Origin of the sequence: Methylosinus sp. LW3 (assembly GCF_000527115.1) — a bacterium.
Classification (GTDB): Bacteria; Pseudomonadota; Alphaproteobacteria; order Rhizobiales; family Beijerinckiaceae; genus Methylosinus.
In genome coordinates this window covers 1385667-1408129 of the sequence record NZ_AZUO01000001.1, presented here as the reverse complement: position 1 = coordinate 1408129, position 22463 = coordinate 1385667, and the positions used below count along the sequence as shown (strand labels likewise).

The 22463-nt window shown below is 62.2% G+C and carries 19 protein-coding genes and 2 pseudogenes; 13 read left to right on the top strand and 8 right to left on the bottom strand.

Annotated elements, in window-relative coordinates; all coding sequences use genetic code 11:
- The first annotated feature begins 9 nt into the window (after positions 1 to 9).
- From METLW3_RS0107040 to METLW3_RS0107030, 4 genes and pseudogenes are all read left to right on the top strand, one after another.
- On the top strand, positions 10 to 1065 hold the full coding sequence (locus tag METLW3_RS0107040; RefSeq protein WP_024879260.1) for a DMT family transporter: 1056 nt from the start codon (positions 10 to 12) through the stop codon (positions 1063 to 1065).
- Positions 1066 to 1125: 60 nt separating this feature from the next.
- A pseudogene (locus METLW3_RS25265) lies at positions 1126 to 3417 on the top strand (heavy metal translocating P-type ATPase); the annotation flags it as partial.
- A gap of 201 nt (positions 3418 to 3618) precedes the next feature.
- On the top strand, positions 3619 to 4401 hold the full coding sequence (locus tag METLW3_RS29045; RefSeq protein WP_245267443.1) for an efflux RND transporter periplasmic adaptor subunit: 783 nt from the start codon (positions 3619 to 3621) through the stop codon (positions 4399 to 4401).
- Positions 4402 to 4537: 136 nt separating this feature from the next.
- Positions 4538 to 5278 (top strand): hypothetical protein, encoded by a 741-nt coding sequence (locus tag METLW3_RS0107030; protein WP_024879258.1) that lies wholly within the window; start codon positions 4538 to 4540, stop codon positions 5276 to 5278.
- A gap of 17 nt (positions 5279 to 5295) precedes the next feature.
- Here the strand turns inward: METLW3_RS0107030 and METLW3_RS27445 are convergent, their stop codons facing one another.
- From METLW3_RS27445 to METLW3_RS0107010, 4 genes are all read right to left on the bottom strand, one after another.
- Positions 5296 to 5721, bottom strand: a complete 426-nt coding sequence (locus tag METLW3_RS27445) for a hypothetical protein (RefSeq protein WP_084484880.1) — start codon at positions 5719 to 5721, stop codon at positions 5296 to 5298.
- A 343-nt stretch (positions 5722 to 6064) separates the two neighbouring features.
- Entirely contained in the window at positions 6065 to 6373 is a 309-nt protein-coding gene (locus METLW3_RS28735) for a hypothetical protein (protein WP_198022751.1), read from the bottom strand.
- Positions 6374 to 7124: 751 nt separating this feature from the next.
- On the bottom strand, positions 7125 to 7637 hold the full coding sequence (locus METLW3_RS0107015) for a GNAT family N-acetyltransferase (RefSeq protein WP_024879256.1): 513 nt from the start codon (positions 7635 to 7637) through the stop codon (positions 7125 to 7127).
- Positions 7638 to 7640: 3 nt separating this feature from the next.
- Entirely contained in the window at positions 7641 to 7943 is a 303-nt protein-coding gene (locus tag METLW3_RS0107010; RefSeq protein ID WP_024879255.1) for a DUF1778 domain-containing protein, read from the bottom strand.
- A gap of 180 nt (positions 7944 to 8123) precedes the next feature.
- Here METLW3_RS0107010 and METLW3_RS0107005 point away from each other — a divergent pair.
- Positions 8124 to 8390: pseudogene (locus METLW3_RS0107005) on the top strand (ATP-binding protein); the annotation flags it as partial.
- A gap of 210 nt (positions 8391 to 8600) precedes the next feature.
- Positions 8601 to 9008 carry a hypothetical protein gene (locus tag METLW3_RS0107000; protein WP_134188039.1) on the top strand — a complete coding sequence of 136 codons (408 nt, stop codon included), beginning with the start codon at positions 8601 to 8603 and terminating at the stop codon, positions 9006 to 9008.
- A gap of 6 nt (positions 9009 to 9014) precedes the next feature.
- Here the strand turns inward: METLW3_RS0107000 and METLW3_RS0106995 are convergent, their stop codons facing one another.
- The 3 genes from METLW3_RS0106995 to METLW3_RS27440 all read right to left on the bottom strand — a co-directional run bounded on the left by METLW3_RS0106995 (position 9015) and on the right by METLW3_RS27440 (position 11298).
- Positions 9015 to 10259 (bottom strand): HAMP domain-containing sensor histidine kinase, encoded by a 1245-nt coding sequence (locus tag METLW3_RS0106995; RefSeq protein WP_198022750.1) that lies wholly within the window; start codon positions 10257 to 10259, stop codon positions 9015 to 9017.
- Between the two features lie 104 nt (positions 10260 to 10363).
- Positions 10364 to 11026 (bottom strand): response regulator transcription factor, encoded by a 663-nt coding sequence (locus tag METLW3_RS0106990; RefSeq protein ID WP_024879251.1) that lies wholly within the window; start codon positions 11024 to 11026, stop codon positions 10364 to 10366.
- Positions 11026 to 11298, bottom strand: a complete 273-nt coding sequence (locus tag METLW3_RS27440; RefSeq protein WP_245267240.1) for a PepSY domain-containing protein — start codon at positions 11296 to 11298, stop codon at positions 11026 to 11028. The genes METLW3_RS0106990 and METLW3_RS27440 overlap by 1 nt, the downstream gene beginning before the upstream one ends.
- Positions 11299 to 11683: 385 nt before the next feature.
- Here METLW3_RS27440 and METLW3_RS0106980 point away from each other — a divergent pair, with 385 nt between their 5' ends.
- The 5 genes from METLW3_RS0106980 to METLW3_RS0106960 all read left to right on the top strand — a co-directional run bounded on the left by METLW3_RS0106980 (position 11684) and on the right by METLW3_RS0106960 (position 19013).
- Positions 11684 to 12268 (top strand): cytochrome b/b6 domain-containing protein, encoded by a 585-nt coding sequence (locus METLW3_RS0106980; RefSeq protein ID WP_024879249.1) that lies wholly within the window; start codon positions 11684 to 11686, stop codon positions 12266 to 12268.
- On the top strand, positions 12265 to 13518 hold the full coding sequence (locus METLW3_RS0106975) for an efflux RND transporter periplasmic adaptor subunit (RefSeq protein ID WP_084484800.1): 1254 nt from the start codon (positions 12265 to 12267) through the stop codon (positions 13516 to 13518). The genes METLW3_RS0106980 and METLW3_RS0106975 overlap by 4 nt, the downstream gene beginning before the upstream one ends.
- Before the next feature lie 36 nt (positions 13519 to 13554).
- Entirely contained in the window at positions 13555 to 16779 is a 3225-nt protein-coding gene (locus METLW3_RS0106970; protein WP_024879247.1) for a CusA/CzcA family heavy metal efflux RND transporter, read from the top strand.
- The gene (locus METLW3_RS0106965) at positions 16776 to 18176 is read left to right on the top strand and encodes a TolC family outer membrane protein (protein ID WP_024879246.1); all 1401 of its coding nucleotides are present in this window, start codon (positions 16776 to 16778) and stop codon (positions 18174 to 18176) included. Before METLW3_RS0106970 ends, METLW3_RS0106965 begins: the two co-directional genes overlap by 4 nt.
- Positions 18177 to 18317: 141 nt before the next feature.
- On the top strand, positions 18318 to 19013 hold the full coding sequence (locus tag METLW3_RS0106960; protein ID WP_024879245.1) for a VIT1/CCC1 transporter family protein: 696 nt from the start codon (positions 18318 to 18320) through the stop codon (positions 19011 to 19013).
- 279 nt (positions 19014 to 19292) lie between these two features.
- Here the strand turns inward: METLW3_RS0106960 and METLW3_RS25255 are convergent, their stop codons facing one another.
- Complete coding sequence (locus METLW3_RS25255; RefSeq protein ID WP_024879244.1) at positions 19293 to 19934, bottom strand: isoprenylcysteine carboxylmethyltransferase family protein; 642 nt, start codon at positions 19932 to 19934, stop codon at positions 19293 to 19295.
- 470 nt (positions 19935 to 20404) lie between these two features.
- On the opposite strand from METLW3_RS25255, the gene METLW3_RS0106945 reads away from it, so the two are divergent.
- Together METLW3_RS0106945 and METLW3_RS0106940 are read left to right on the top strand one after the other, a co-directional pair.
- Positions 20405 to 20641, top strand: a complete 237-nt coding sequence (locus tag METLW3_RS0106945) for a hypothetical protein (RefSeq protein ID WP_024879242.1) — start codon at positions 20405 to 20407, stop codon at positions 20639 to 20641.
- A 175-nt stretch (positions 20642 to 20816) separates the two neighbouring features.
- Positions 20817 to 22457: an NRAMP family divalent metal transporter gene (locus METLW3_RS0106940; RefSeq protein ID WP_024879241.1), complete on the top strand. Its 1641-nt coding sequence runs from the start codon at positions 20817 to 20819 to the stop codon at positions 22455 to 22457.
- Positions 22458 to 22463 lie beyond the last annotated feature (6 nt).

Sequence of the window (22463 nt, the reverse complement as noted above, 5' to 3'; positions counted from 1 at the left end):
GCGTCAAACATGAAAGCGAAATCCATCTCCTATGCGCTGCTCTCGGCGGCTCTGTTCGGGGTCTCGACGCCGGCCGCCAAGCTGCTCCTCGCGGATATAGATCAGCGCATCCTCGCCGGCCTGCTCTATTGCGGCGCCGGCGTCGGAGTCGCCCTGCTTCGTCGTCTCCCCTATCGGCTCGGCTTCGTCATCCGCGCGGAAGAGGCGACGCTTACTAAATCGGATTGGCCGTGGATGGGAGCAGCGACACTGGCCGGCGGCGTCGCCGGCCCTTTGCTGCTGATGTTCGGCCTCACCCATGCGGAAGCCGCGACGGCCTCATTGCTGCTCACGCTCGAGGGCGTCTTCACCGCGGCCATCGCATGGTTCGTGTTTCGCGAGCCATTCGATCGTCGCATCGCCCTCGGCATGGCTTTTATCGTCGCAGGATCCCTCTGCCTCGCCTGGTCGGGAGCGCCGGGCCTTTCTGGCGCGCTCGGGCCTCTCGCGATTGCGGCGGCCTGTTTCGCCTGGGCCATCGACAATAACCTCACACGCAGAGTCTCGCTCTCCGATCCGCTGCAAATCGTCGAGATCAAGGGAATCGTCGCCGGCTCGGTCAATCTCGGGATTGGACTGTTCGCCGGCGCTCTCATGCCAGCCATCCCGCTGATCGGCGCTGCGAGCGTCGTCGGCTTCCTCGGCTATGGCGTCAGCCTGGCGCTGTTCGTGCTGGCCCTCCGCCATCTCGGCACGGCGCGCACCGGCGCTTATTTCTCCACTGCGCCCTTCCTCGGCGCGACCGTCTCCGTCGTGGTCCTGCGCGAGCCTTTGACCCTGCAGTTCGTCGCCGGAGCGGCGCTGATGGCCGCGGGCGTCTGGCTGCATCTGACCGAACGCCATGAGCACGAGCATTCGCACGAAGCCGTCGAACATTCGCATTCGCATGTTCACGACGAGCATCATCGGCACGGAGACCACTCCGATCATGAGAACGGCCAGCCGCACACACATTGGCACGCGCACGAGCCGCTGCTGCACGCGCATCCTCATATGCCGGACACGCATCACCGACACGATCATTGATCGAAGACCGAACGTCTGCGCCTCCCCTCCCGCGCCGAGGGTATCGAGAGCGGAGCGACGATGAGTCCGACGGCGAAAGGACGGATCTGGCGCCGAGCGCTTATTCTGCTCGCCTCCGCCGCTCTCGCGGCGGGGCTTTGCGCAGCTTTTTTCGGCCGCCAGGATCTAGCCAAATGGATGTGGGCGGCGGGAACGGTTCCGGTCGCCGCGAGCCTCGCTGTCTCGATCGCGCGCGATCTGCTCGCTGGGCGCGCCGGCGTCGACGTGATCGCGCTTCTCTCCATGTCGGCGGCGCTGGCGCTCGGCGAAGCTTTGGCGGCGGTGATCGTCGCGGTGATGTACGCCGGCGGCAGCGTCATCGAAGATATGGCGGTCGGTCGCGCCGAACGCGACCTGAAAGCGCTGATCGATCGCGCGCCCCGCATCGCTCATCGACGGATCGACGACAGGATCGAGGATATTCCGATCGACGATGTCGCGGTCGGCGATCTTCTGCTGGTTCGGGCCGGCGAGGTCGTGCCGACGGATGGCCGGATCGTCGGGGCAAATGCGCTGCTCGACGAGTCGGCGGTGACAGGCGAGCCGCTTCCTGTCGCAAGACGCATCGGAGAGGCCGCCTCGAGCGGAACGGTCAACGCCGGCGAGACCTTCGAGATGGAGGCGACCGCCGCATCGGGCGACAGCACCTACGCCGGAATCGTCGAGCTCGCGACCGCCGCGCAGACGGCGAAAGCGCCATTCATCAGAATGGCGGATCGCTATGCGCTGCTGTTCTTGCCCGTGGCCCTGCTGGCCGCAGGAGCCGCCTGGGCGCTTTCGCAGGATCCTATTCGCGGATTGGCGGTGCTGGTCGCCGCCACGCCCTGCCCGTTGATTCTCGCGGCGCCGGCCGCATTCGTCGCGGGCGCGTCGCGGGCGGCGCGACGCGGCATCCTGATCAAAGGCGGCGGACCGCTCGAGGCGCTTGCTCGGACGCATACGGTGATGTTCGACAAGACCGGCACGCTCACGGTCGGCGGCGCGCGGCTCGTCGCGATAGAGACGGGTCCGGATCGAGACGCGAACGAAGCCCTGCGGCTCGCCGCATCGCTCGAGCAAGCGTCCCATCATGTCGTCGCCGCCGCCATCGTCGCCGCGGCGTCGGAGAGAGGCCTCTCTCTGCACATTCCCACCGATGTCCGCGAGACATTCGGAACCGGGATCGAGGGAAAGGTCGACGGGCGCGACATGCGCGTCGGCGCGCTGCAATTCGTGCAGGGCGATGAAGGCCTCGAGGATTGGGCCGCACGCGCCGCTCGCCGCGCCTCCTGGCGCTCCGCGCTCACGGTCTTCATCTCGTCGAACGGGCGCCTCATCGCAGTCCTCCTTCTCGCCGACGAGCTCCGGCGCGAGACGCCGCGCGCGATCCAGGCGCTACGCGATGCGGGCGTCGGTCGAATCGTCATGGTCACAGGCGATCGCGCCGACGCCGCCGAAACGATCGGCGCGGCGCTCGATCTCGATGCGGTGCTCGCCGACAGAATCCCTTCCGACAAGGTCGACGCCGTCGCCATCGAGCGACGCCTGCATCCGACGCTGATGGTCGGCGACGGAATCAATGACGCCCCTGCCCTCGCCGCAGCGAATGTCGGCGTCGCCATGGGCGCGCGCGGCGCGAGCGCCTCCTCCGAGGCGGCGGATGTCGTCATTCTCGTCGATCGGCTGGACCGCGTCTCGGAGGCGGTGGCGATCGCGCGCCGGACCCGCCTCATCGCCCTGCAGAGCATCATCGCCGGAATGACTCTGTCCTTCGCGACGATGGGAGCGGCGGCCTTCGGTTGGATCGGCCCGGTGGGCGGCGCGCTGATACAAGAGGCGATCGACATCGCCGTCATCCTGAACGCTCTGCGGGCGCTCGGCGGCGGATCGACCTTCCTTCGGCGCCCTCTGCCGGAGACAGCGACACGGGCGTTGCGCGAAGACCACGAGAAGATCGAGCAGAGCCTCGATCGCTTGCGGCAGATCGCCGATGCGTTGGACGCGGCGTCTCCGCGACGCGCGTGCGAATATATAGACGAAGCCGATCGTCTGGTCGCGGACGTCATATTGGCGCACGAGCGCGACGACGAGAGCGAAATTTATCCGCGCATCTCGCATTATCTTCCGAGCGGGCAAGGACTCGGCGCCATGAGCCGAGCGCATCGAGAGATTCGCCATCAGGCGCGACTGCTGGCGCGCCTCGCCGAGGGGCAACGCTCGCACGAGCCCGACAAATATCTGATCCGGGACGCGCAACGGATCATCGAAGCGATCGAGACGCTCGTCCGAGTCCATAATGCTCAGGAGGAGGACGTCTATGAGCAGGCCGCGTCGGAATTCAGCGGAAGCGGATCGCTCCGAGAGCCGCAGACGCGCAAATCCGAAGCGGCGTCGGCTTTCGATCGCGCCATAAGCGCGGCGTCTGGCGCACAGCGCCTTCGACGAACGGCTTTCGCGACGCTGGCGGCTCTCGCGGTCCTTCTGGGATGCGGATGGCTCTATTTCCGATGGGAGCGCAATGCGCCGCGAGACGGCGTGACGGCGACGGGCGTCATCGAGGCGGCGAGCGCCACGCCGATCTCCACACGCCTATCGGGGACCATCCGAGCGGTTTATTGTGACGTCGGGACAAAGGTGACGGCAGGCCAGGTTTGCGCCGAGATCGATCCCCAGCCTTACCGCGCCACCGTCGAGCAAGCAAAAGCCGATCTTGCTCTCGCCGACGCCCGCCTCGAAACAGCCAGAGCGGCCCTCGCCCGGATGGAAAAGCGGCTCGAGCGCCAACGAGCCGAGGCGGATCACGGGGCTCTGTCGAAAAAAACGCTCGCCCAATCCGAGATCGCTCTTTCCCGCACGCGAGCGCGGGCGGATCAGGAAGAGGCGTTGCGCACGCTGCGCCGAGATCGCGTGAGCGAAGCCGAGGAGCATTTGGCGCAAACCGCCGTGGCCGTGCCGGTCGACGGGACAGTGATCGCGCGCGAAGTGAAAGTGGGCCTTACGATCGAGGAGCGCGACGCGCCTGCCCGGCTATTCCAGGTCGCGACCGATCTTAGCGTCGTCGAGATCGTCGTCACGATACATTCGAGCGAGCTGAGGCAACCGAGGATCGGCAGTCAGGTCGCTTTCAGAGTGCTTTCTCTGCCAGGGCGCGCATTCTCGGGAATCGTCGAGCAAGTTTCACGTTCGACCCCGGATGCCGACCACGCTTCGACGTATCGTGTCGTCATAGAGGCGTTCAATCCCGATCTGCTGCTGCGACCGGGCATGGTCGCGACCCTCATGATCCACGATTTCGTCGCCGTAATGACGCCCAGGTAATTGTGTATCATCGACTACTTCGGATGCGCCCGCGTTCCGCCGGAATCATTAGACTTCCGACGCCGCCGTCTAGAACGCCGCGGCAATTCGAGCAGAGCGCGCTGCCGGAGCGGCCTCCGAACGAAAGGAAATCCTCATGAAAAAAATCAAGTTCCGGATGAACGGCGACGATCTCGCGCCCCGCCGCACGCGCATGGAAATCCCCGGCTGGGCAGGGCAGCCGGAGAAGCGCACGGATGGCTCGCATGAACACGCTTGGCACTGCGTGCCGTTTTCCGAATACGCCAAATATGGCGTCGAAATTTTCTACCCCTACGAGAACGAGCTGCACGTCTCGAAGAAGGACGGCCGACTGATACTCGACGGCGACTTCGGCGCCCCGCCGAGTCCCGGCCGCAGCTGGCCGCCCTTTCGTGATTTTGGGGGCAGCTTCTACACCTACCAGCTCCTGCTCGATCTCAAGCCAGAAGCCGGCTATGCGATCAAGGTCGAGACTCATCCGAGCTTTTATACCGACAGCGCCGGCGCCGCGCCGATCGCAGTGCCGGCGATCATCCGCGAATGGTGGCCGATGATCTATTTCCTCGTTTTCAAATCGCCGATGGAAGGACAAACGCATATCTTCCGGACCGGCACGCCGATGGCTCAGTTCACCATGATTCCGGCGGAAAGTGATATCGAGCTCGAGCCGATGAGCTTCGACGAGGCGGCCGAACGTGAATTGCAAGCGCGACGCATCTACGCGAGCCGTGAAACGCTCGGCGTCGACTCGCAATGGCTATCGACGAGCGACACGGTTTTCGACGGCACCTATCGCCGCATGCATGGCGCAGCACATTCGGCCGAAGAGAAGCAGAAAAAGCCGCGTCGTGAATGACGGTGCGGCTTGTGTTCTCACCAGCGCCCATCATTCCAGTGGTGATGATGATGATGGTGGTGGTGGTGGTGATAGCGCGGCGGGCCGTAGTAGCCCCAGCCGCCCCAACCCCAGCCATGATGATGGTGGTGATGGTGGTGATGGTGGTGGTGATGGTGGTGATGGTGGTGGCGCCACCGTCGGTACGGATAGTAGGTGTAGCCGTAACCGTCGTAGTAAGGATTGCCATAATATTGCGCCGTCTGGATGCGCGGCTCGGATTGTACGGCCTTCCGCGCCTCGGCCTCCCGCAGGAGCGCCGCCGCATTCGGTATCGGTTGCAGAAGCTCCGCATAGGAGCGGGGTGACATCACTTGATCGAGCGTTCTCGCGTCGGCCGCGGGCGCCGCGGTGAGTGGCAACGCCGAAATTACGCCGACCAGCCCGACGGTCTTCTTGTCCATGAACATTCTCTCCCGTGTTACGGTCACGCGATTCCCGCTACTCCATCATGCGGACTTGCTCGACCCGGCGACGACATGAGCCAGCATCGCGCTCCGCAGATGAACGGCTCGTGAATCTCCAAAGCCCTACACTCGTGAGACGCAGTGGCTCGATCATCGCGGCCCGATTTCCGTGGCGCGACATGGGTTGCCCAGCTAATGCACGTCGCGTCGAGTGTGACATCGCTCGCCACCCTGCCGAGTCATGCAGCTCCGGCGCCGGAACGACGCCCGCGGTCGCCGCCGCGGAAACTGGCCGCGGCTTGTCCCACCTCGGCCCGTCGCCCAAAACCGGTCCGGACGGCTATCCGCTTTCACGGGTGATCCGTTCCAACTTCCAGGATCGAGGATCGAAATCCTCCCAAGCGACGCGGCAAATTTCATCGAGCCGCATCGCAGTCGCGATCGCGAAGCGTACAATCCGTCCCAACGGAATTGTCAGCTGCGGCGTCAAATCGGATCGCGCGATGATGCGATCGATTTCGTCCTGCGTCGGCCGACGATCACGCTCGTTTCCCTTCCCGACCAATCCCAAACGGTTCAGCGCAATGCGTGCGAGGTCGGTCGGCTCCGTTGAAAGCTGAATGCCGTGAACCGCCGCCGCATGCGGCAAAATCGTCTTGATGTAGCCGAGGTCGATGCCGAGCGTGACGGGACCGGCTCCTTCCTTCGCTCTATCGCGACCGAATTGAATGAGCCGCTCTCGATCGAGCTCCGAAATCTTCAATCGCCCGAGGCGACGCTCGAGAGATTTGAGGCTCGCGGCTTTCGACCGGCCGATCCGCTTTCCGACCTCCGCGAGATCGTCTCTATGGAGCCGGACGAGATCGCCGAATGTTCGAGCTCCCTTTCGCGCGCGCTTCGACGGCGACTCGCCGCGGTCGATCCGGCGCTCTATGTCGAGCGCCCACTCCTCGGCGTCGCGCCGGCGGAGAAACGTCTCGTTGACGTTATTTCCCCTTGCGTTGAACTCATGCGCGCCAGGAGCCGGATTTGAGCCTCGTGAAGGTCGCATTTCGTGTGCGGCCTGTGTGCACTGAGAAGTCGAAAAGGAGCGAAAAGTGTCGTATCGAGGCGTCCGGGAGAGTGCACACGATCCGACCTATGGCCTAGAGACCAGGATGACATCGCCTATAAATCAAGAGATTAGATTCTCCGTGGCGCCCATGATGGACTGGACTAAAATATTTGTAATTTCAAATAGATAACATGCGCCGTGTGCACACCGTGTGCAGGGATTGTTCTCTTTTTCTTCCTGCTCGCCAGGCCGCGCTGGAACACGCAGCTCCTCTCCTTGGCGCGAATTTCGGGCGCCCATCGGCATGCGATTTCGCCAGCCGACTGCCGCTCACTCCCGTGGCCACTCATTCAAATAGCCGCTTTATGTCCGCCATCGTCCGAAACAGCTTCATGGGCTGTTCGGGGAACGGCAGAAAACTCTCTCGTTCGTAGAAGCGGCGGGCGCTATCGTCCTTCGCATCCACGATCAGCGCGAACGAGGCGATCTCGCTCCGGGCAGATCGGTAGAGAGCGTCGGCGAGTAGAAACCGGCCGTATCCCTTCCCTTGTAGCCGCTGATCGACCGCGAGCCGGCCCATGAGCGTCGCCGGCACGCGCGGATATTTCGGCAGCTTCCGCAGGGTCTGCTCCGGCAGCTCGGCGAGTTGCACGGAGGTCGACGAAAGCGTGTAGTAGCCCGCGATCGTCCCGTCGGGCAGCGCCAGAACGAAGGGCGCGGCCATGTTCTTTCGCGCGTCCTGACCGGCCTGTGTCCGAAAATATCGGTCGAGCACCTCCACGCCGCTCTCGAATCCCGATCTGTCATGGCCAGAAGCCAGCGGCTCCACGTAGAGCTTCTCGTCTTTTCCGGCAGGCACGCGTCAAAAGCCGGTTCGCTCGCGATAGCGGCGTACCGTATCGCGAAGACGATCATTGACCGGCTTCGGGTTGAGCAGCGCATCGACGAATGCTTCGCTGTCACGAACCGAGAGCGACAGCTGATTATGTTCCTCGATAGCTCTCCGGGCGGCGTCCTGGACGCTGGTCAGCACGAAATCGGTGACGCTCCGCCCTTGCAGGGCCGCCGCCCGCTCGATCAGGTTCTTTTGCTCGGCGGTGACACGGGCCTCCAATCGCTCTGCTCGGGTGCGTCTCCCATCAGGTCTGGATGCGGCGTCCGTCATGACCTTTTTCTCCTCGCCACAATGTACGGCCAATAGCCGGCCAATTCAAGACCGGCGACATTGGATGTTCCGCTGGCTACGCCAAACGCGGCACGCAACCTGGTCAAGATTGGGGTCGAGGGGTCAAATCCTTCGCCCGCTCAAAAAATCATCGTGTCAGATCGCGGCGGCGGCTTCGCGCTCGGCTACCTGCCGTTCAGCGGCTCCAGCGGGGCGCTGCTGCTCCATCTGCTGAGCAAGCTCTACGAGCGGACCAGCGTCATCATCACGACGAATCTCAGCTTCGGCGAATGGGCCGCCGTCTCCGGGGACGCCAAGATGACGACGGCTCTGCTCGATCGCCTCACTCACCGCTGCCACATCCTAGAAACCGGGAACGACAGCTTCCGGTTTAAGAACAGCTCGGCGAAGGCGGACAAACCTGCAAAGGAGAAGACCAAAACATGACGACCGACTGACCCGCAAGCCATCTTCAACCCGGGTCAGTTCTCAATGGAAATCCTGGGTCAAATCTCGACGGAAAATCGACAGCAATTGTAATGATAGACGTAAAAAGCCCGACGATGAGATCGTTAATAACTCGTTAATCGGACACCATCTATATGGTTTCAAAGGAGGGCCGCGTGGTCCCTTCCGTACGATGGAAAAGGCCCATCCATGAAATGGACACAAGCGATTGTCGTCGGGTTGATCGTAACTATGGCCCCTACTCTGGCACGCGCCCAAGAGGAAGAGGAGGACCGCCGAAGAGACTATATGCATCGCCTTCACGAGGATTGCGAGCATGGCGACGAAGAAGCTTGCGCCCGTCTCGACGAGATGCGCGAGGAATGGCGCGAGCGACACCGCCGGCGCGAGTATGAAGAGTGGCGCCGAAGCCAAGAAGGGCCGCGTGATTATGATGAAGACCAAAATAGGCGCCGCTTCGTCCCGCAGGCTGACCCCAAAGTCGCATTGTGCCTGGCGATCGAAACGAATTACAACAATTGCATGAGGCAGCACGGCGGACGCCAGAACGAGTGCGCCGCCTGGGTCTACGAGCTGAAGGCGAACAAATGCTTCTGAGCGCCGTCATGCGGGCAGTGTGATGATCGCCTGAAATCCATGAGGGCTGCGAGTTCCAAAGCGAATTTGCCCCCCATAGGCGTCGACGATGTCCGACGAGATGGATAGCCCGAGCCCAGTGCCCTCGGTCTTTTCGTCGAGGCGAACGCCACGCTGCCCGAGTTCGACGAGCTTCTCGGGGGGAACTCCTGGGCCGTCGTCCTCGACGAGGATCGACAACACGCGTTCGCGTTCCGCCGAAACATGGACTTCCGCGGCCGCCCATTTGACCGCATTTTCCAGGAGCGCGCCAAACAGCTCCGTGGCTTCTTCGACGCCCATGCCGATCGTCACATCCGCGGGAATGTCCAATCGCCAGGACAGAGCGCCCCCGCGCGGCGTTCGCATGAACGCTCTCGTCAAGCTTTCCACCACGTTTCGAAGTGGCGTCGCTTGGACAGGCGAGCCGGCGAGCGACTGCAATCGCGCCCGCGATAGCTCTCGATTTATGTGACGCCGCATGCCGAACGCAAGCTCCTGGAGCTCGTCGGCGATTTCATCTCGACCATCCTTTCGGAGCCGTTCCGCATCCGTCGCGAGAATGGCGAGAGGCGTCTTCAGGGCGTGCGCCAGATTGGCGGCGCGCGCCTTGGCGCTCTCGACCGCTTTCGCTTTCGCTTCCAGCAGGGAGTTCACTTCGGCCACCAAAGGCATGATTTCCTCGGGGCCATCGACTGTAATCGACTTCTTCTCTCCTGCTCGAACCGCGTTGACGTTCCGCCGAAGCGCCTCTAACGGCCTCAGGCCGACCGCAATCTGCCCCCATGACGACGCCAACAGAATGAGCGCCAGCACCGCGAGCGAAACAGCCATATCGCCAGCAAACTCCGTTCTCGCCTCTAGAATTTCATTGCGGTCGACGGCGGCGGTGATCCGCAAGCGCCGTCTGCCTCCCTCCGTCGCGTAATTCACGCGGCGCTCCCCCAAAAATAGAGTCTCGCCCTTCGGCCCGGCGAGGTCGTGATGGTGGGCGATTCCAGGCTCGATCTCGTCATTCGGCAGATCGATGACGTGGTCCCATAGGGAGCGCGACCGCAGTTTGACGCCGGCTCCATCCTCGACGATTTGCCAATAGAGACCACTGAGCGGCTGGTCGAAGCGTGGATCCGCGAGCGGTCTGCCGAGTTGCAGAGCTCCGTCGGGCTCTATCGACACATTCGCCGCCAATTGCCGAATGTAAGTGTCGAGCTCGACGCCGACGCGACGTATCACGTATCGTTCGAACAACGCCACCAGCGCGACGCCCGCGAGAACCAGAGCGATGCAAAGAGAAAGGGACGCGGCAATCGACAACCTCAGCCGAAGCGACTTTGCCCTCATTTGCCGCCGCCGACAATGTAGCCGAATCCACGTCGCGTCTCGATGCGCTCCGAACCGACCTTTTTGCGCACGCGTCCGACCAAGACCTCGACCGCGTTCTCGGTCTTGTCGCAGTCATGGGAAAAAAGCTGATCCAACAACTCCGCATTCGGCACCACTCGGCCGGAGTGGTGCATCAAATAGCTGAGCAGCCTGTATTCCTGCGGCGTGAGAGATACGGGCTCTCCGTTCAGACTGACCCGCATCTGACGCGTGTCCAGATTCAGATCTCCTACGGTAACGATGGGCGCAAACAAGCCGGTGGATCGACGCACGATGGCTCGCAGTCGCGCAAGCAATTCTTCCATTCGGAAAGGCTTCGGCAAATAATCGTCGGCTCCCGAATTGATCCCGTCCACGCGCTCGAGCCAGCTGTCGCGAGACGTGAGTATGAGAATCGGCATGGAGCGTCCACCGCCTCGCCATTTCTTAAGAATCGAGAGACCGTCCATGCTCGGTAGGCCCAGATCGAGGATGGCCGCGGCGTAATCCTCGGTGTCGCCCTTGAACCAGGCTTCCTGGCCATCGGCTTCCCAATCGACCACATATCCCGCTTCGTTCAGCGATGCGCTCACGTTTCGCGCGATACGCTCGTCGTCCTCCGCGAGCAGGACGCGCATCAGTCGCCTCTCCTGACAATTTTACCCGTTTGAGCATCGACGCGCGCTTCGATCATAGCACTGCCGGGGCCGATGATTTTGATCTCGTATATCCAGGCGCCGCGGTCTCGCTCCAGCTCGACTCCGACGACGTCACCGCGAACGCTCTCCCGCACCCTGGCGAGTATCTTCTCGAGCGGCAGAATTTCGCCCCTTTCGAGCGCTGCTCGAGCCACGTCGTGATCTTCGCGACGAAGGCGCTCCTCCACAGCGAAGGCGTCGCCAGCGCCCATGGCGACGGCCGTTCCCAGGAGCAGCGCGGCCGCACAGCTATGTCCGATTCCTCGTCCCATGAACCCCTGTATCGCGCGAGATAGCTGACAAATCCCTGACACGTCTCGACAGCGGATCGACAGGTCCCGTCCTGTAAGAACAGGCCCCGTCGACGCAGATCTGCCCCTCCTCGACCCCGTGAGAAAATACGACAATGCGTCACACCTTCACAGCGCCAAGTCGAGACCGCGTAACGCACTCTGCGCCGACGGTGGAATTCCTCCCAGCGCCGCCACGGCTTTTGGGCGTCGAACCCGAAGGTCGACGCGAGACGCGAACACGGCAGCCCAAGAGCTGTTGAAACTGGCTTTGGCCTGCGATTGGCGTCCTCGAACGGAGTCCGAAATGACCCTTCCCGAAAAAATCCGTCTTTATCATGCCGCCCTGGCAGGGCTAGCGCTATCGGCTTATGTCAGCGGGGAACTCGGCCCCATTCACGAATGGCTCGGCTATGGCGTGACGTTCATCCTGATCGTCCGCATTATCTGGGGCGTCGTCGAGGCTCGCCAGCTCGGAATCTCTCGGTTTTTCCTGGGGTTCACGGAACTCGGTCACGTCCGCTGGTTCGATCACCCCGCGGTGAGCAAACTCCTCCTCTCAGGAGTGGCTCTTGCGCTGGTCTCGACAGTCGTGACCGGCGTGTTGGCGGATCGCCCGCCTTCGTCTCCCCCCTCTCGCCGAGCAGAACCCACTTTTTCCTCAGCTTCGGAATGGCGCACGCCAAGCAATCACGACGTCGGGCCGTCGTCGATCGCGAGCCGTGACCGCCGTGAAAGCGACAAAAGCGAATCCTGGATCACCGAGGTCCACGAGGCGTCGGCGAACTTCCTGCTCGGCTTTGTCATCGCACACGCGAGCTACATGCTGCTGTTCAAACGTCGCCTCGCTGCGTTCATGCTGTTCTGCGCGGGTCGGCGGCCCAGAGCATGAACACGCCGCGCCCACTGGAAACTTTTATTCACCGGCGACGATCGGCCGAGCCCCGTGTGGGAAAGCGCGCCCTCATTTCGGTGGGCGTCGCGAGCGCACTGGTCGGCTCCTGGTTTCCGCAGATCTCGGAACCACTTCGTTACCTTCTTGCGCCGAAGTCGCCTGTGATTGACGCCCAAAAGGCGTCGGACCCAGTCGACGGACTCATCAAATTGAGGGCGGAGCAGTTTGCGGCGGCCGAGTTCGCCGTTCAGCCGGTGCACGGCGGCGTCCTGACGAGACGCATCAACGTCCCTGCGCTTGTTTCCGCCGATACCGACCGAGTCGGGCATGTCGCCGCTAAGGTGGTCGGAACGGTCGCCGAATTGCGCAAGAACATCGGAGACTGGGTGGAAAGCGGTGAAACGATCGCCTATCTCGAAAGTCGCGAGGTCGCCGACGCAAAGAGCGATTTCCTCGCGAGCCTTGTGAGCTACAATCTGCAGCAACAGCTCTTCCAGCGCGAGAAGGGTCTGTTCGACAAGAAGATTACCGCGGAACAGGCATTTCTCCGCGCTCAGACGACTCTATCCGAAGCCCAACTGCGCCTCGATCTGGCGCGCCAGAAGCTCGCGGCCCTCGATTTGAGCGAGGCCGAGATCTCTGCTCTTCCAAAACAACCGACTTCACAGCTGCGCCGCAAAGAAATCCGCGCGCCGATTTCCGGACGTGTGACCGAACGTCGAGCGAGCCTCGGACAGCCGGTGGGCGGCGAGGGCGAGCTCTACGTCATCGCAGATCTGTCAGTGGTTTGGGCCGATCTGTCGGTAGCCCTGACAGACCTTCCGAGCGTGCGCCAAGAGCAGGCCGCCCAACTCGTCGCCAGCGACGGGCGACGGCTGGATGGATCCGTCATCTTCGTGAGCCCACTACTGAGCCAGGACACTCAGTCGGCGCGCGTCGTGGCAAGATTTCAGAATCCGGATCTCGCTCTACGACCGGGCGGCCTATTGACCGCTCGAATCGATCTGGAGCGTCTGCAAGTCGGCGCGATGATTCCGCGCACCGCGGTGCAACTGGTGAACCGCGAGCCTTCCGTATTTGTGCGCGTGAGCGAAGGCTTTGTCCGGCGCAAGATCGAAACTGGAGCCTCCGACGAGGAGTCGGTCGAAGTCGTCGCCGATCTGGCTCCCGGCGAATTGATCGCGACCGCCAACACCTTCGCGCTGAAGGCCGAACTCGGCCGCCTGATGCCGGACCTCGCCGAATAATTCGCTTCGTTTGACGATGAAAGTGACGAGTCGGATATGATCAAGTCGATCATTTCATTTTCTGTTCATCGACCATGGGTCGTCGTCTTGGTCGCGGCGCTCTCCTGTCTCGCGGGAGCCTGGTCACTCACCCGCCTTCCGATCGACGCCGTTCCGGACATCACGAACAACCAAGTTCAGATCAACGCATCGGCTCCGTCACTGTCCCCGAATGAGATGGAAAAGCAGGTTACGTTTCCAATCGAAAATGCGCTCGCGGGAATTCCGGGACTGGAATATACGCGCTCGCTGTCGCGCAATGGCTTCGCGCAAGTGACCGCGGTATTCGGCGACAAGGTGGATATCTATTTCGCGCGTCAGCAAGTTTCGGAACGCTTACTCCTGGCGCAAGGCGACTTTCCGAGCGGTGTGGACGTCCGAATGGGACCCGTCGCGACAGGTCTCAGTGAAATCTACATGTGGAGCGTGACATTCTCGGACCGCGGCACGGCTCCGAGCGCGAATTCTGCACGGGCCGGTTGGCAGACGGACGGATCATTCGTCACGCCCGAAGGGGAAACGCTGCGCAGCGATCTCGAGCAGATGGCCTATCTCCGCACTGTCCAGGATTGGATCATCCGACCGCAATTGAAACTCGTGCCGGGCGTCGCCGGCGTCGACTCGCTCGGCGGATATGTGAAGACCTACGGCGTTCACCCCGATCCCGCGAAGCTCTACGCCCTCGGCCTCTCCTTCGCCGATCTCGCAGCGATCATCGCCCGCAATAATGTGAGCAGAGGAGCGGGTTACGTCGAAGACAATGGCGAGGGCTATGTCATTCGTAGCCGTGGTCGGCTCGAGAATTTCGCGGATATTCTCGCCGTTCCGGTGACGACCCGAGGCGGCGTGCCGGTGCGAGTGAAAGATATCGGGCAAGTCGGAGTCGGGCGCGAGCTGCGCACGGGCAGCGCGAGCATGAACGGAAAGGAAGTCGTCATCGGAACGGCGCTGATGCTGATCGGCGGAAACAGCCGGACCGTATCGGCGGCCATCGACGCCAAGATGCAGGAGATCAACAAGTCTCTGCCTCCGGGAATCGAGGCGCGGCCGATCCTGAATCGGACCGTCCTGGTCGACGCCACCATCCAGACAGTCGCCAAAAATCTCGCGGAAGGCGCCCTTCTGGTCATTATCGTTCTGTTCGCCTTGCTCGGCAATTTTCGAGCGGCGCTGATCACCGCACTGGTGATTCCGATCACCATGATGCTGCTGATAACGGCAATGGTGGAGGGGCATATCAGCGCCAATCTGATGAGCCTCGGAGCGCTCGACTTCGGGCTGATCGCCGATGGCGCCGTCATTATCGCCGAAAATAGTCTGCGCCATCTCGCGGAGCGTCGGCACATGACCGGACGCGACCTGCTGCTCGGCGAGCGCTCGAGCACGATCATCGAGTCGGCGGAGGAAATGATCAAGCCGACGGTCTATGGGCAAGGCATCATCATTCTCGTCTATCTACCTTTGCTGACATTCTCCGGAGTGGAAGGCAAGATGTTCCAGCCCATGGCGTTGACGGTGATAATCGCACTGGCGTCAGCGTTCGTTCTCTCCCTGACCTTCGTGCCGGCGATGATTTCGATCCTGATTTCCGGGCGGATCGAAGAAACTGAGAACGTGCTCGTCGGAAGCCTGAAGAAGCTCTATCGCCCGTTGCTCGACCGCGCGATGGCGAGACCGGCTCCGACCATAGGCGTCGCGGTCGCGATCTTCGTCGGCTCGCTCATTCTCTTCGCTGGTCTGGGTCAGGAGTTCATCCCGACACTGGACGAGAAAAATCTCGCTATGCAGGCCTATCGCATTCCGAGCACGTCGCTTTCGCAGTCACAGGCCATGCAGCTGCGCGTCGAGAAAGCTCTGCTCGACGTCCCGGAGGTCGCCTATGTCTTCTCCAAGACGGGCACGGCCGAAGCCGCGACAGATCCGATGCCGCCCAATCTGACGGACACCTATATCATGTTGAAGCCTCAGGCGGATTGGCCGGATCCCCATTTGCCCAAACCAGAGCTGATCGGCCGAATCCAATCGAGGCTGGACGTCCTCGTCGGCAATTCCTTCGAATTTTCGCAGCCGATCCAGAATCGCTTCAACGAATTGCTGGCCGGCGTGCGCGGCGATATCGCCGTCAAGACATTCGGGGAGGACTTCGACGTCATGCTGAAAGCCGCCAATCAGATCGCCGCGATCCTGAGAGAGATCGACGGCGCCAAAGACGTCAAGGTCGAGCAGGTCGGAGGCCTTCCGTTTCGTGAGATCAATGTCGACAAGCGGGAAATCGCTCGTCTGGGGCTGAGTCTCGCAGAAGTGCAGGATGTCATCGGCGTCGCCGTCGGCGGACAGCGCGCTGGGGTGGTCTTCGAAGGAGATCGGCGCTTTCCGATTTTGGTGCGGCTCGACGACAGGCTGCGCGAGAACATGCGTGCGATCGAAAATATACCTATCTCGCTGCCATCCGATCGCGGCGATCGGCGAGAGACGATTCAACTCAAGCAGGTCGCATCGATTTCCTTCATCGAAGGACAAAATCAGATTTCGCGCGAAAATGGCAAGCGGAGAGTGGTGGTCACCGCGAATGTCCGCGGCCGCGACATCGCATCCGTCGTGAATGAAGCGCAGCAGAAGATCGGCGAGAAAGTGCATGTTCCTCCGGGCTATTGGATCACTTGGGGAGGGCAATTCCAGAATCTCGTCGAAGCGCGTCAACGACTGATGGTTGTCGTTCCGATCTGCTTTTTCATGATCCTCCTGCTGCTGTTCTCGGCGCTCGGCGCATTCTGGGACGCGGTGCTGGTGTTCAGCGCCGTGCCTCTGGCGCTTTCCGGAGGCATCGCCGCCTTGTGGATCCGAGACATGCCAATGTCCGTCTCTGCGGCAGTCGGATTCATCGCGCTGTCGGGCGTCGCCGTTTTGAATGGACTCGTGATGCGAACCTATATTCGTCAGCTGATCGATCTCGGGCGGCCGGTTCGCGCGGCCATCAAGGAAGGGGCCATGACGAGGCTTAGACCCGTGGCCATGACCGCCTTCGTCGCCTCGCTCGGCTTCGTTCCGATGGCGCTCGCCACTGGAACGGGAGCCGAAGTGCAGAAGCCGATCGCGACGGTCGTGATCGGCGGGTTGATCAGCGCTACACTTTTGACATTACTAGTTCTTCCGGCGCTCTATACGCTATTCGAAGGCGTTGCGACGAGGAAGCGCGAGATCCGAGAGGCGGCTTTCAGATGACCCGCCTCTGCGTCACACTTTGCGTGTTGCTGGAAGCGACGACCGTCCACGCTGAAACTCTGAACGGCGCATTGACGGCGGCCTACCGATCGAATCCAATTCTCCATTCGGGCCGGGCCGCTGTACGAGCGGAGGACGAAAATGTTCCTCGAACGCGCGCCCAAATGCGGCCGCGTGTCGGCGTCGAATCCTATCTCGGAGTCCAGCAACGGAGATCCGTTTCGAGCGCAATCGACGTGAACAACGGCAATGTCTGGGATCCGAGTTACGTCCAGAGCATTCAGGCCGGGCGTTCTTTGCCCCGTTCTGCGACGCTGAGCGTCGAGCAGCCGCTTTTCGACGGGTTCAGGGCGACCAATTCAACCCATGCGGCAGAAGCGGGCGTGTTCGCCGCCCGCCAGCGTCTGCGGCTCACGGAGCAACGCGTTCTGCTCGACGGCGTCGTCGCCTATACGAATGTGTTGCGAGATACCGCTGTTCTCGGTCTCCATCGGAACAATGTGGCGGTGCTCGACGAGCAATTGCGCCAAACGAGAGAGCGCGCGGCGGCCGGCCAAGTCACTGTGACCGATGTCGCACAAGCCGAGGCGCGGTTGGCCGCTGGTCGATCACAAGCGGCGATCTCTCGCGCGACGCTCGACACCAGTATCGCCGCCTATAGGCAAGTGATCGGGAATGAGCCGAAAGAGCTCGCCCCAGCGCGATCCGCCGATCGCTTATTGCCGAAGTCGCTCGCGGAGGCGGAGCGTGCGGCGCAGAGCGAGCATCCACTCGTTCTCGCCGCCGCGCATGATGCGGATGTGGCCGATCTCGCGATCAGGATCGCTGAAGCGGAATTCTTGCCCAGCGTCTCGATGGTCGCGAATGTCTTCACGCAGTCCGATGTCGATGGGCGAAACAACCGAGCCATCGGCGCGCAAGTGCTCGGTCGGCTGTCGGTTCCAATTTACGCTGGCGGTGCGACCTCCGCTCGGATCCGTCAAGCGAAGGAGAGCGCCGGACAGAAGCGATTCGACGTGGATGTCGCGCGCGCGGAGCTGACGGCGTCGATGCGTTCGAATTGGAGCGCTCTACAATCTGCGTCAGCTCAGATCGTCGCGGCTCGCGCGCAGATCGCGGCAGCGGAACGCGCTTTATTCGGCGTCCGGGAGGAGGCGAAGGCAGGCCTGCGGACCACGCTCGATATTCTCAACGCCCAGCGGGAGTTGCTGAGCGCACGTATCGGACTCATTGTCGCCCAGAGGGATCGCGTCGTCGCGTCATATACGGTTCTCGCGGTTGCGGGACGACTGTCCGCGGGCTCCCTCGCTTTAAATGTCGAAGAATACGACCCCGGGACCCATTTCGGAGAAGTCGACGACAAGTGGTCCGATCGCTTCCTATTCAACGGTCGGTAAATGCAGTTCGGCGGACTGACAAGAGTGCGCGGCGCTAGAACGCGCCCTCGTCTCTCGACGCGACATCCTCCGCGGTCGCCGTTGATCTGATGTCACAATCGCCCCTTACTCGAAGCTGGCGCTGTCTCGGGAACTCGAACGATGCCTATAACGCCCCATGTTGAAAAGCACTTCACCGCCACGGAAATGGTCCGCGATGTCGTGATCGGCATGTCGGACGGCTTGACGGTGCCCTTCGCTCTTGCCGCGGGCCTTTCGGCTGCGGTCGCAAACACCGACGTGATCGTGACAGCCGGTCTCGCCGAAATTGCCGCGGGCGCCATCGCAATGGGTCTCGGAGGCTTTCTGGCCGCACGGACCGACGCACAGCACTATGTCTCGGAGGCGGCGCGGGAAGGTCGAGAGATCGATCTCATGCGCGACCATGAAATTCACGAGATCGAGCAGCTTCTCCAAGGATACGGCCTGACCGACGATCCACTGAAATCGCTTGTCGCCGCCATATCGGCTGACAAAGAACGGTGGATCGATTTCATGATGCGCTTCGAGCTCGGACTGGAGAAGCCTGATCCGCGACGTGCTCTGGCGAGCGCGCTGACCATCGGACTCGCCTATGTTGTCGGCGGGCTCACGCCACTCATTCCCTACATGACGACAGACAGCGTGGAAACCGCGCTTTTGAGGTCCGTTCTCGCCACGGGTGTGGCGTTGCTCGCGTTCGGCGCGGCGAAAGGGCATTTCACTGGCGTCGATCGAATGCGCGCTGCAATTCAGACACTGGCCGTGGGGGGACTTGCCGCCTCGGCGGCCTTCGGTCTGGCTCGCGCATTCGGGTAACGAGAGCCGGCGCTTCTGGTTCGGTCGCCACATCATCCCATACAACGTCGCATTGATTTCAACTGGGTATGAGCTTCTCGGCCTCTGATGGCCTGCTATTGCGGCAAGGCCCGAGAAGGAAAGGCGCGTTGGAAACCGGACGTTCCGACGCGGGCGTTTTGATCGCAGCTCCGAAAAGCGGGGCGACGAACGGCTCGGGGGATATTCACGGATGACGCGACGGTCGGAACCACCTGCATGGCTGCAGCGATAGTTTGCCGCTCCAATCGTGAGCGGCGGTTAGTAAACGCCGGGGATCAGCCTCGCGGTGCGGCTCGCATATTCCTTGTATGATGGGAACGTTTCTTCGAGCACCCGTTCCTCGAAATTCATGCGCGGCAATTGAATGGCGATCGATAGCAGAGTCAAACACAACGCCCACGGCTGCTGATATCGAAACATGATGCCGATCAGAGCCAATAATTCTCCAGCATAGAGCGGATGACGCACGAGCCTATACGGTCCTTCCGTCACCAGAGCGCGAGCTTGCGGAAGAATGCTGAAACTGCGGCCGAGCCAAATCGTCGCCGCGATGGAGACGAGCGTTCCGAGGAGAACCAGGCCGACGGAAACAACCTTCGTCGAAGGTGACAAATCGACCGGCGGGACGGCGACTATGAAGCTCGGCAAGAGAAAGCCCGCCGCGCCGGCCAATTTCGGCAGAACGCCTTTCGCGGTCCGCAGAGACGGAGGCCGCAGAAAGATCGCGAATATTATGAGGCAGAGAAGCGCGATATTGGCCGCGAGAGAGACATTCACGAGAAGTCCTTCGGACGAGCCCATCATCTGAGACGAGCCGTAAATGCCGAGCGAGAACCATGCGAGCACAGGGCTCGTGAAAACGAGATCGAGCAGCTTCGCTTTTACGTATGATCGTGTCATTCGGCCCCGCCAATCCGCTCGAAATATTTTCGCCGTCCGGAAATGCTCGGCCGTATCGGCTTAGCCGATCGATTTCCGCTTGTCGACGTGACCTGATCTGCCGAGCGAACCGGAGCGTCTCGAGAGAGCGGCTTCGGAGCGCGCTCCTTCGGCTTCTCGCTTCATCGATTGGTAATCGCTGTCGCGCTACCCTGCGATTTGCGCTTGACATCCACAGCTTCGGGACCGATATCGCCCTCGGATGGCTGGGCTTCGCCCCCGCCGTCGACTCCGACAACCCAAGAAAGAAACATGGGCAGTAGCCGCTTCGGCGCCGCGCCCGCAGCCTCGTCTGCGCTCGCGACGCCACTCGACATCGAAACCATCCGCGGTCTCGGAGACCGCGTGAGAGGCGTCGCGAGGGCCTAGAGGCTCCTGCCTGCCGCTCATGCTCCGGCCGTGGATCACAACGGCCAAAAAGGAGATGAGCGATGAACAAGTTCACCGCAATCGCATGCGCGCATCCGTTCGCTCGGAGCGCACCTTCGTTCCGCGCCGAGACGCAGATCGTCGCGTTTCGCCGTCGCGCGCGGCGGGCGCCGCTTTGCGTCTGGACGCTCGACGCCGCCTCGGGACGTCTTCTGTGCGTATGGACCGACGAGGCGGACGTCGACGCTCGCCTCACGCAGGACAATGGCGAGCGGCCCCCTTCGCGCCTCGCCGCCTGACTGGAGAGATCGAATGAGCCCCGGCCCAACCAGGCCCGCCGGCGAGCGCAAGTTCGGCTCGGCGGGCGCATCGAAATCCATCCCGATCCGAATTTGCCCGGGCGCGAGAGCGCGAGCGGTCTAGAGGGCGCGAACTCTCGTGACGGCTCGCCTCCCGCCGGAGAAAAGGCGAGCCATGACGCTGCATTTCAACCCGACCGAAACCACCGAGAGCGCCGTTCTCGACGAGGCCCATATCGGCCATATCCGCGGCGCGCTGGGCACGATCCATCACGCCGATCACGGCCCGCGCATCGGTTTCAAGCGCCGCCTCCAGACGCTTCTCGCGATTCTCGGTCCCGGCCTCATCGTCATGGTAGGCGACAATGACGCGGGCGCCTTCGGGACCTATGCTCAGGCGGGCCAGAACTATGGCACGAGCCTGCTGTGGACGCTGCTGCTGCTCGTTCCCGTGCTCTATGTCAATCAGGAGATGGTGCTGCGCCTCGGGGCCGTCACGGGCGTCGGACACGCCCGGCTCATCGTCGAGCGTTTCGGCAAATTCTGGGGCGCCTTCAGCGTCATCGATCTGTTTCTGCTCAACGCGCTGACCATCGTCACCGAATTCATCGGCATATCTCTCGCGCTCTCCTATCTCGGCGTCTCGCGGGAGCTCGGCGTGGCGCTGTCGGCCGTCGTCATCATGGCGGCGGTCGGCACGGGCGACTTCCGTCGCTTCGAGCGCTTCGCTCTGGCGCTCTGCGCGGGCAGTCTCGTTCTCATTCCGATCTTCGTGATGATTCATCCGCCAATGGCGGATGTCGCGCGCGACATGTTCCTCGTGCAATTGCCGAAGGACGGCAAGCTCAGCGATGTGATGCTGCTCATCATAGCGATCGTCGGCACCACCATCGCGCCCTGGCAGCTCTTCTTCCAGCAGAGCTATGTGATCGATAAGCGCATCACGCCGCGCTTCATTCGCTATGAGCGTATCGACCTCTGGCTCGGCATAGCGCTCGTCGTCATCGGCGCGGCGGCGATGATGGCCTTCACGGCGGCGGTCTTCGCCGGACGTCCCGAGGCTGGAAACTTCACCGACGCCGGCGCCGTGGCGGAAGGCTTGGGCCGATATGCCGGGCGCCTGCCCGGCATATTATTCGCTCTGGCGCTGATCGACGCCAGCGTCATCGGCGCAGCGGCCGTGTCTCTGTCCACGGCCTATGCGCTCGGCGACGTGCTGTCGTTGAAGCATTCGCTGCATCGCAAGCCGTCCGATGCGAAAGGCTTCTACGGCGTTTATTTCGCGCTCATCGTCGTTTCGGCGGGCCTCGTGCTGACGCCGGGCGCGCCGCTCGGCCTGCTGACCAACGCCGTGCAGACGCTCGCCGGCGTTCTGCTGCCGAGCGCGACCGTGTTTCTGCTGCTTCTCTGCAATGACGAGGCGGTCCTCGGCCCCTGGGTCAATGGCTGGGGCATGAATCTGTTCACAGGCGTGATCGTCGCGGTCCTGGTGATGTTGTCGATCATTTTGACCGCTTCCGTCTTGTTTCCTGAGCAGACGAACGAGACGGTCATTCTGTCGATTCTCGGCGGCGGCTCGATTGTAACTGTGGCCATCGCCGTCGCGACGGGCGCTCTCCGCACGAGGTGGAGCACGGCGCGGGGCGCGATCGGCCGTCTCGCTCGCGACAGCTGGCGCATGCCGCCGCTACACGCGCTGTCGCCGGCGAAGCTCTCGATGACGAGCCGCATATGGATGAGCGTGCTACGCTGCTATCTTCTGCTCGCCGGAGGCCTCGTTCTCGCGCGGATCGTCGCGCTCGCGGTAACTCACTGAATATAT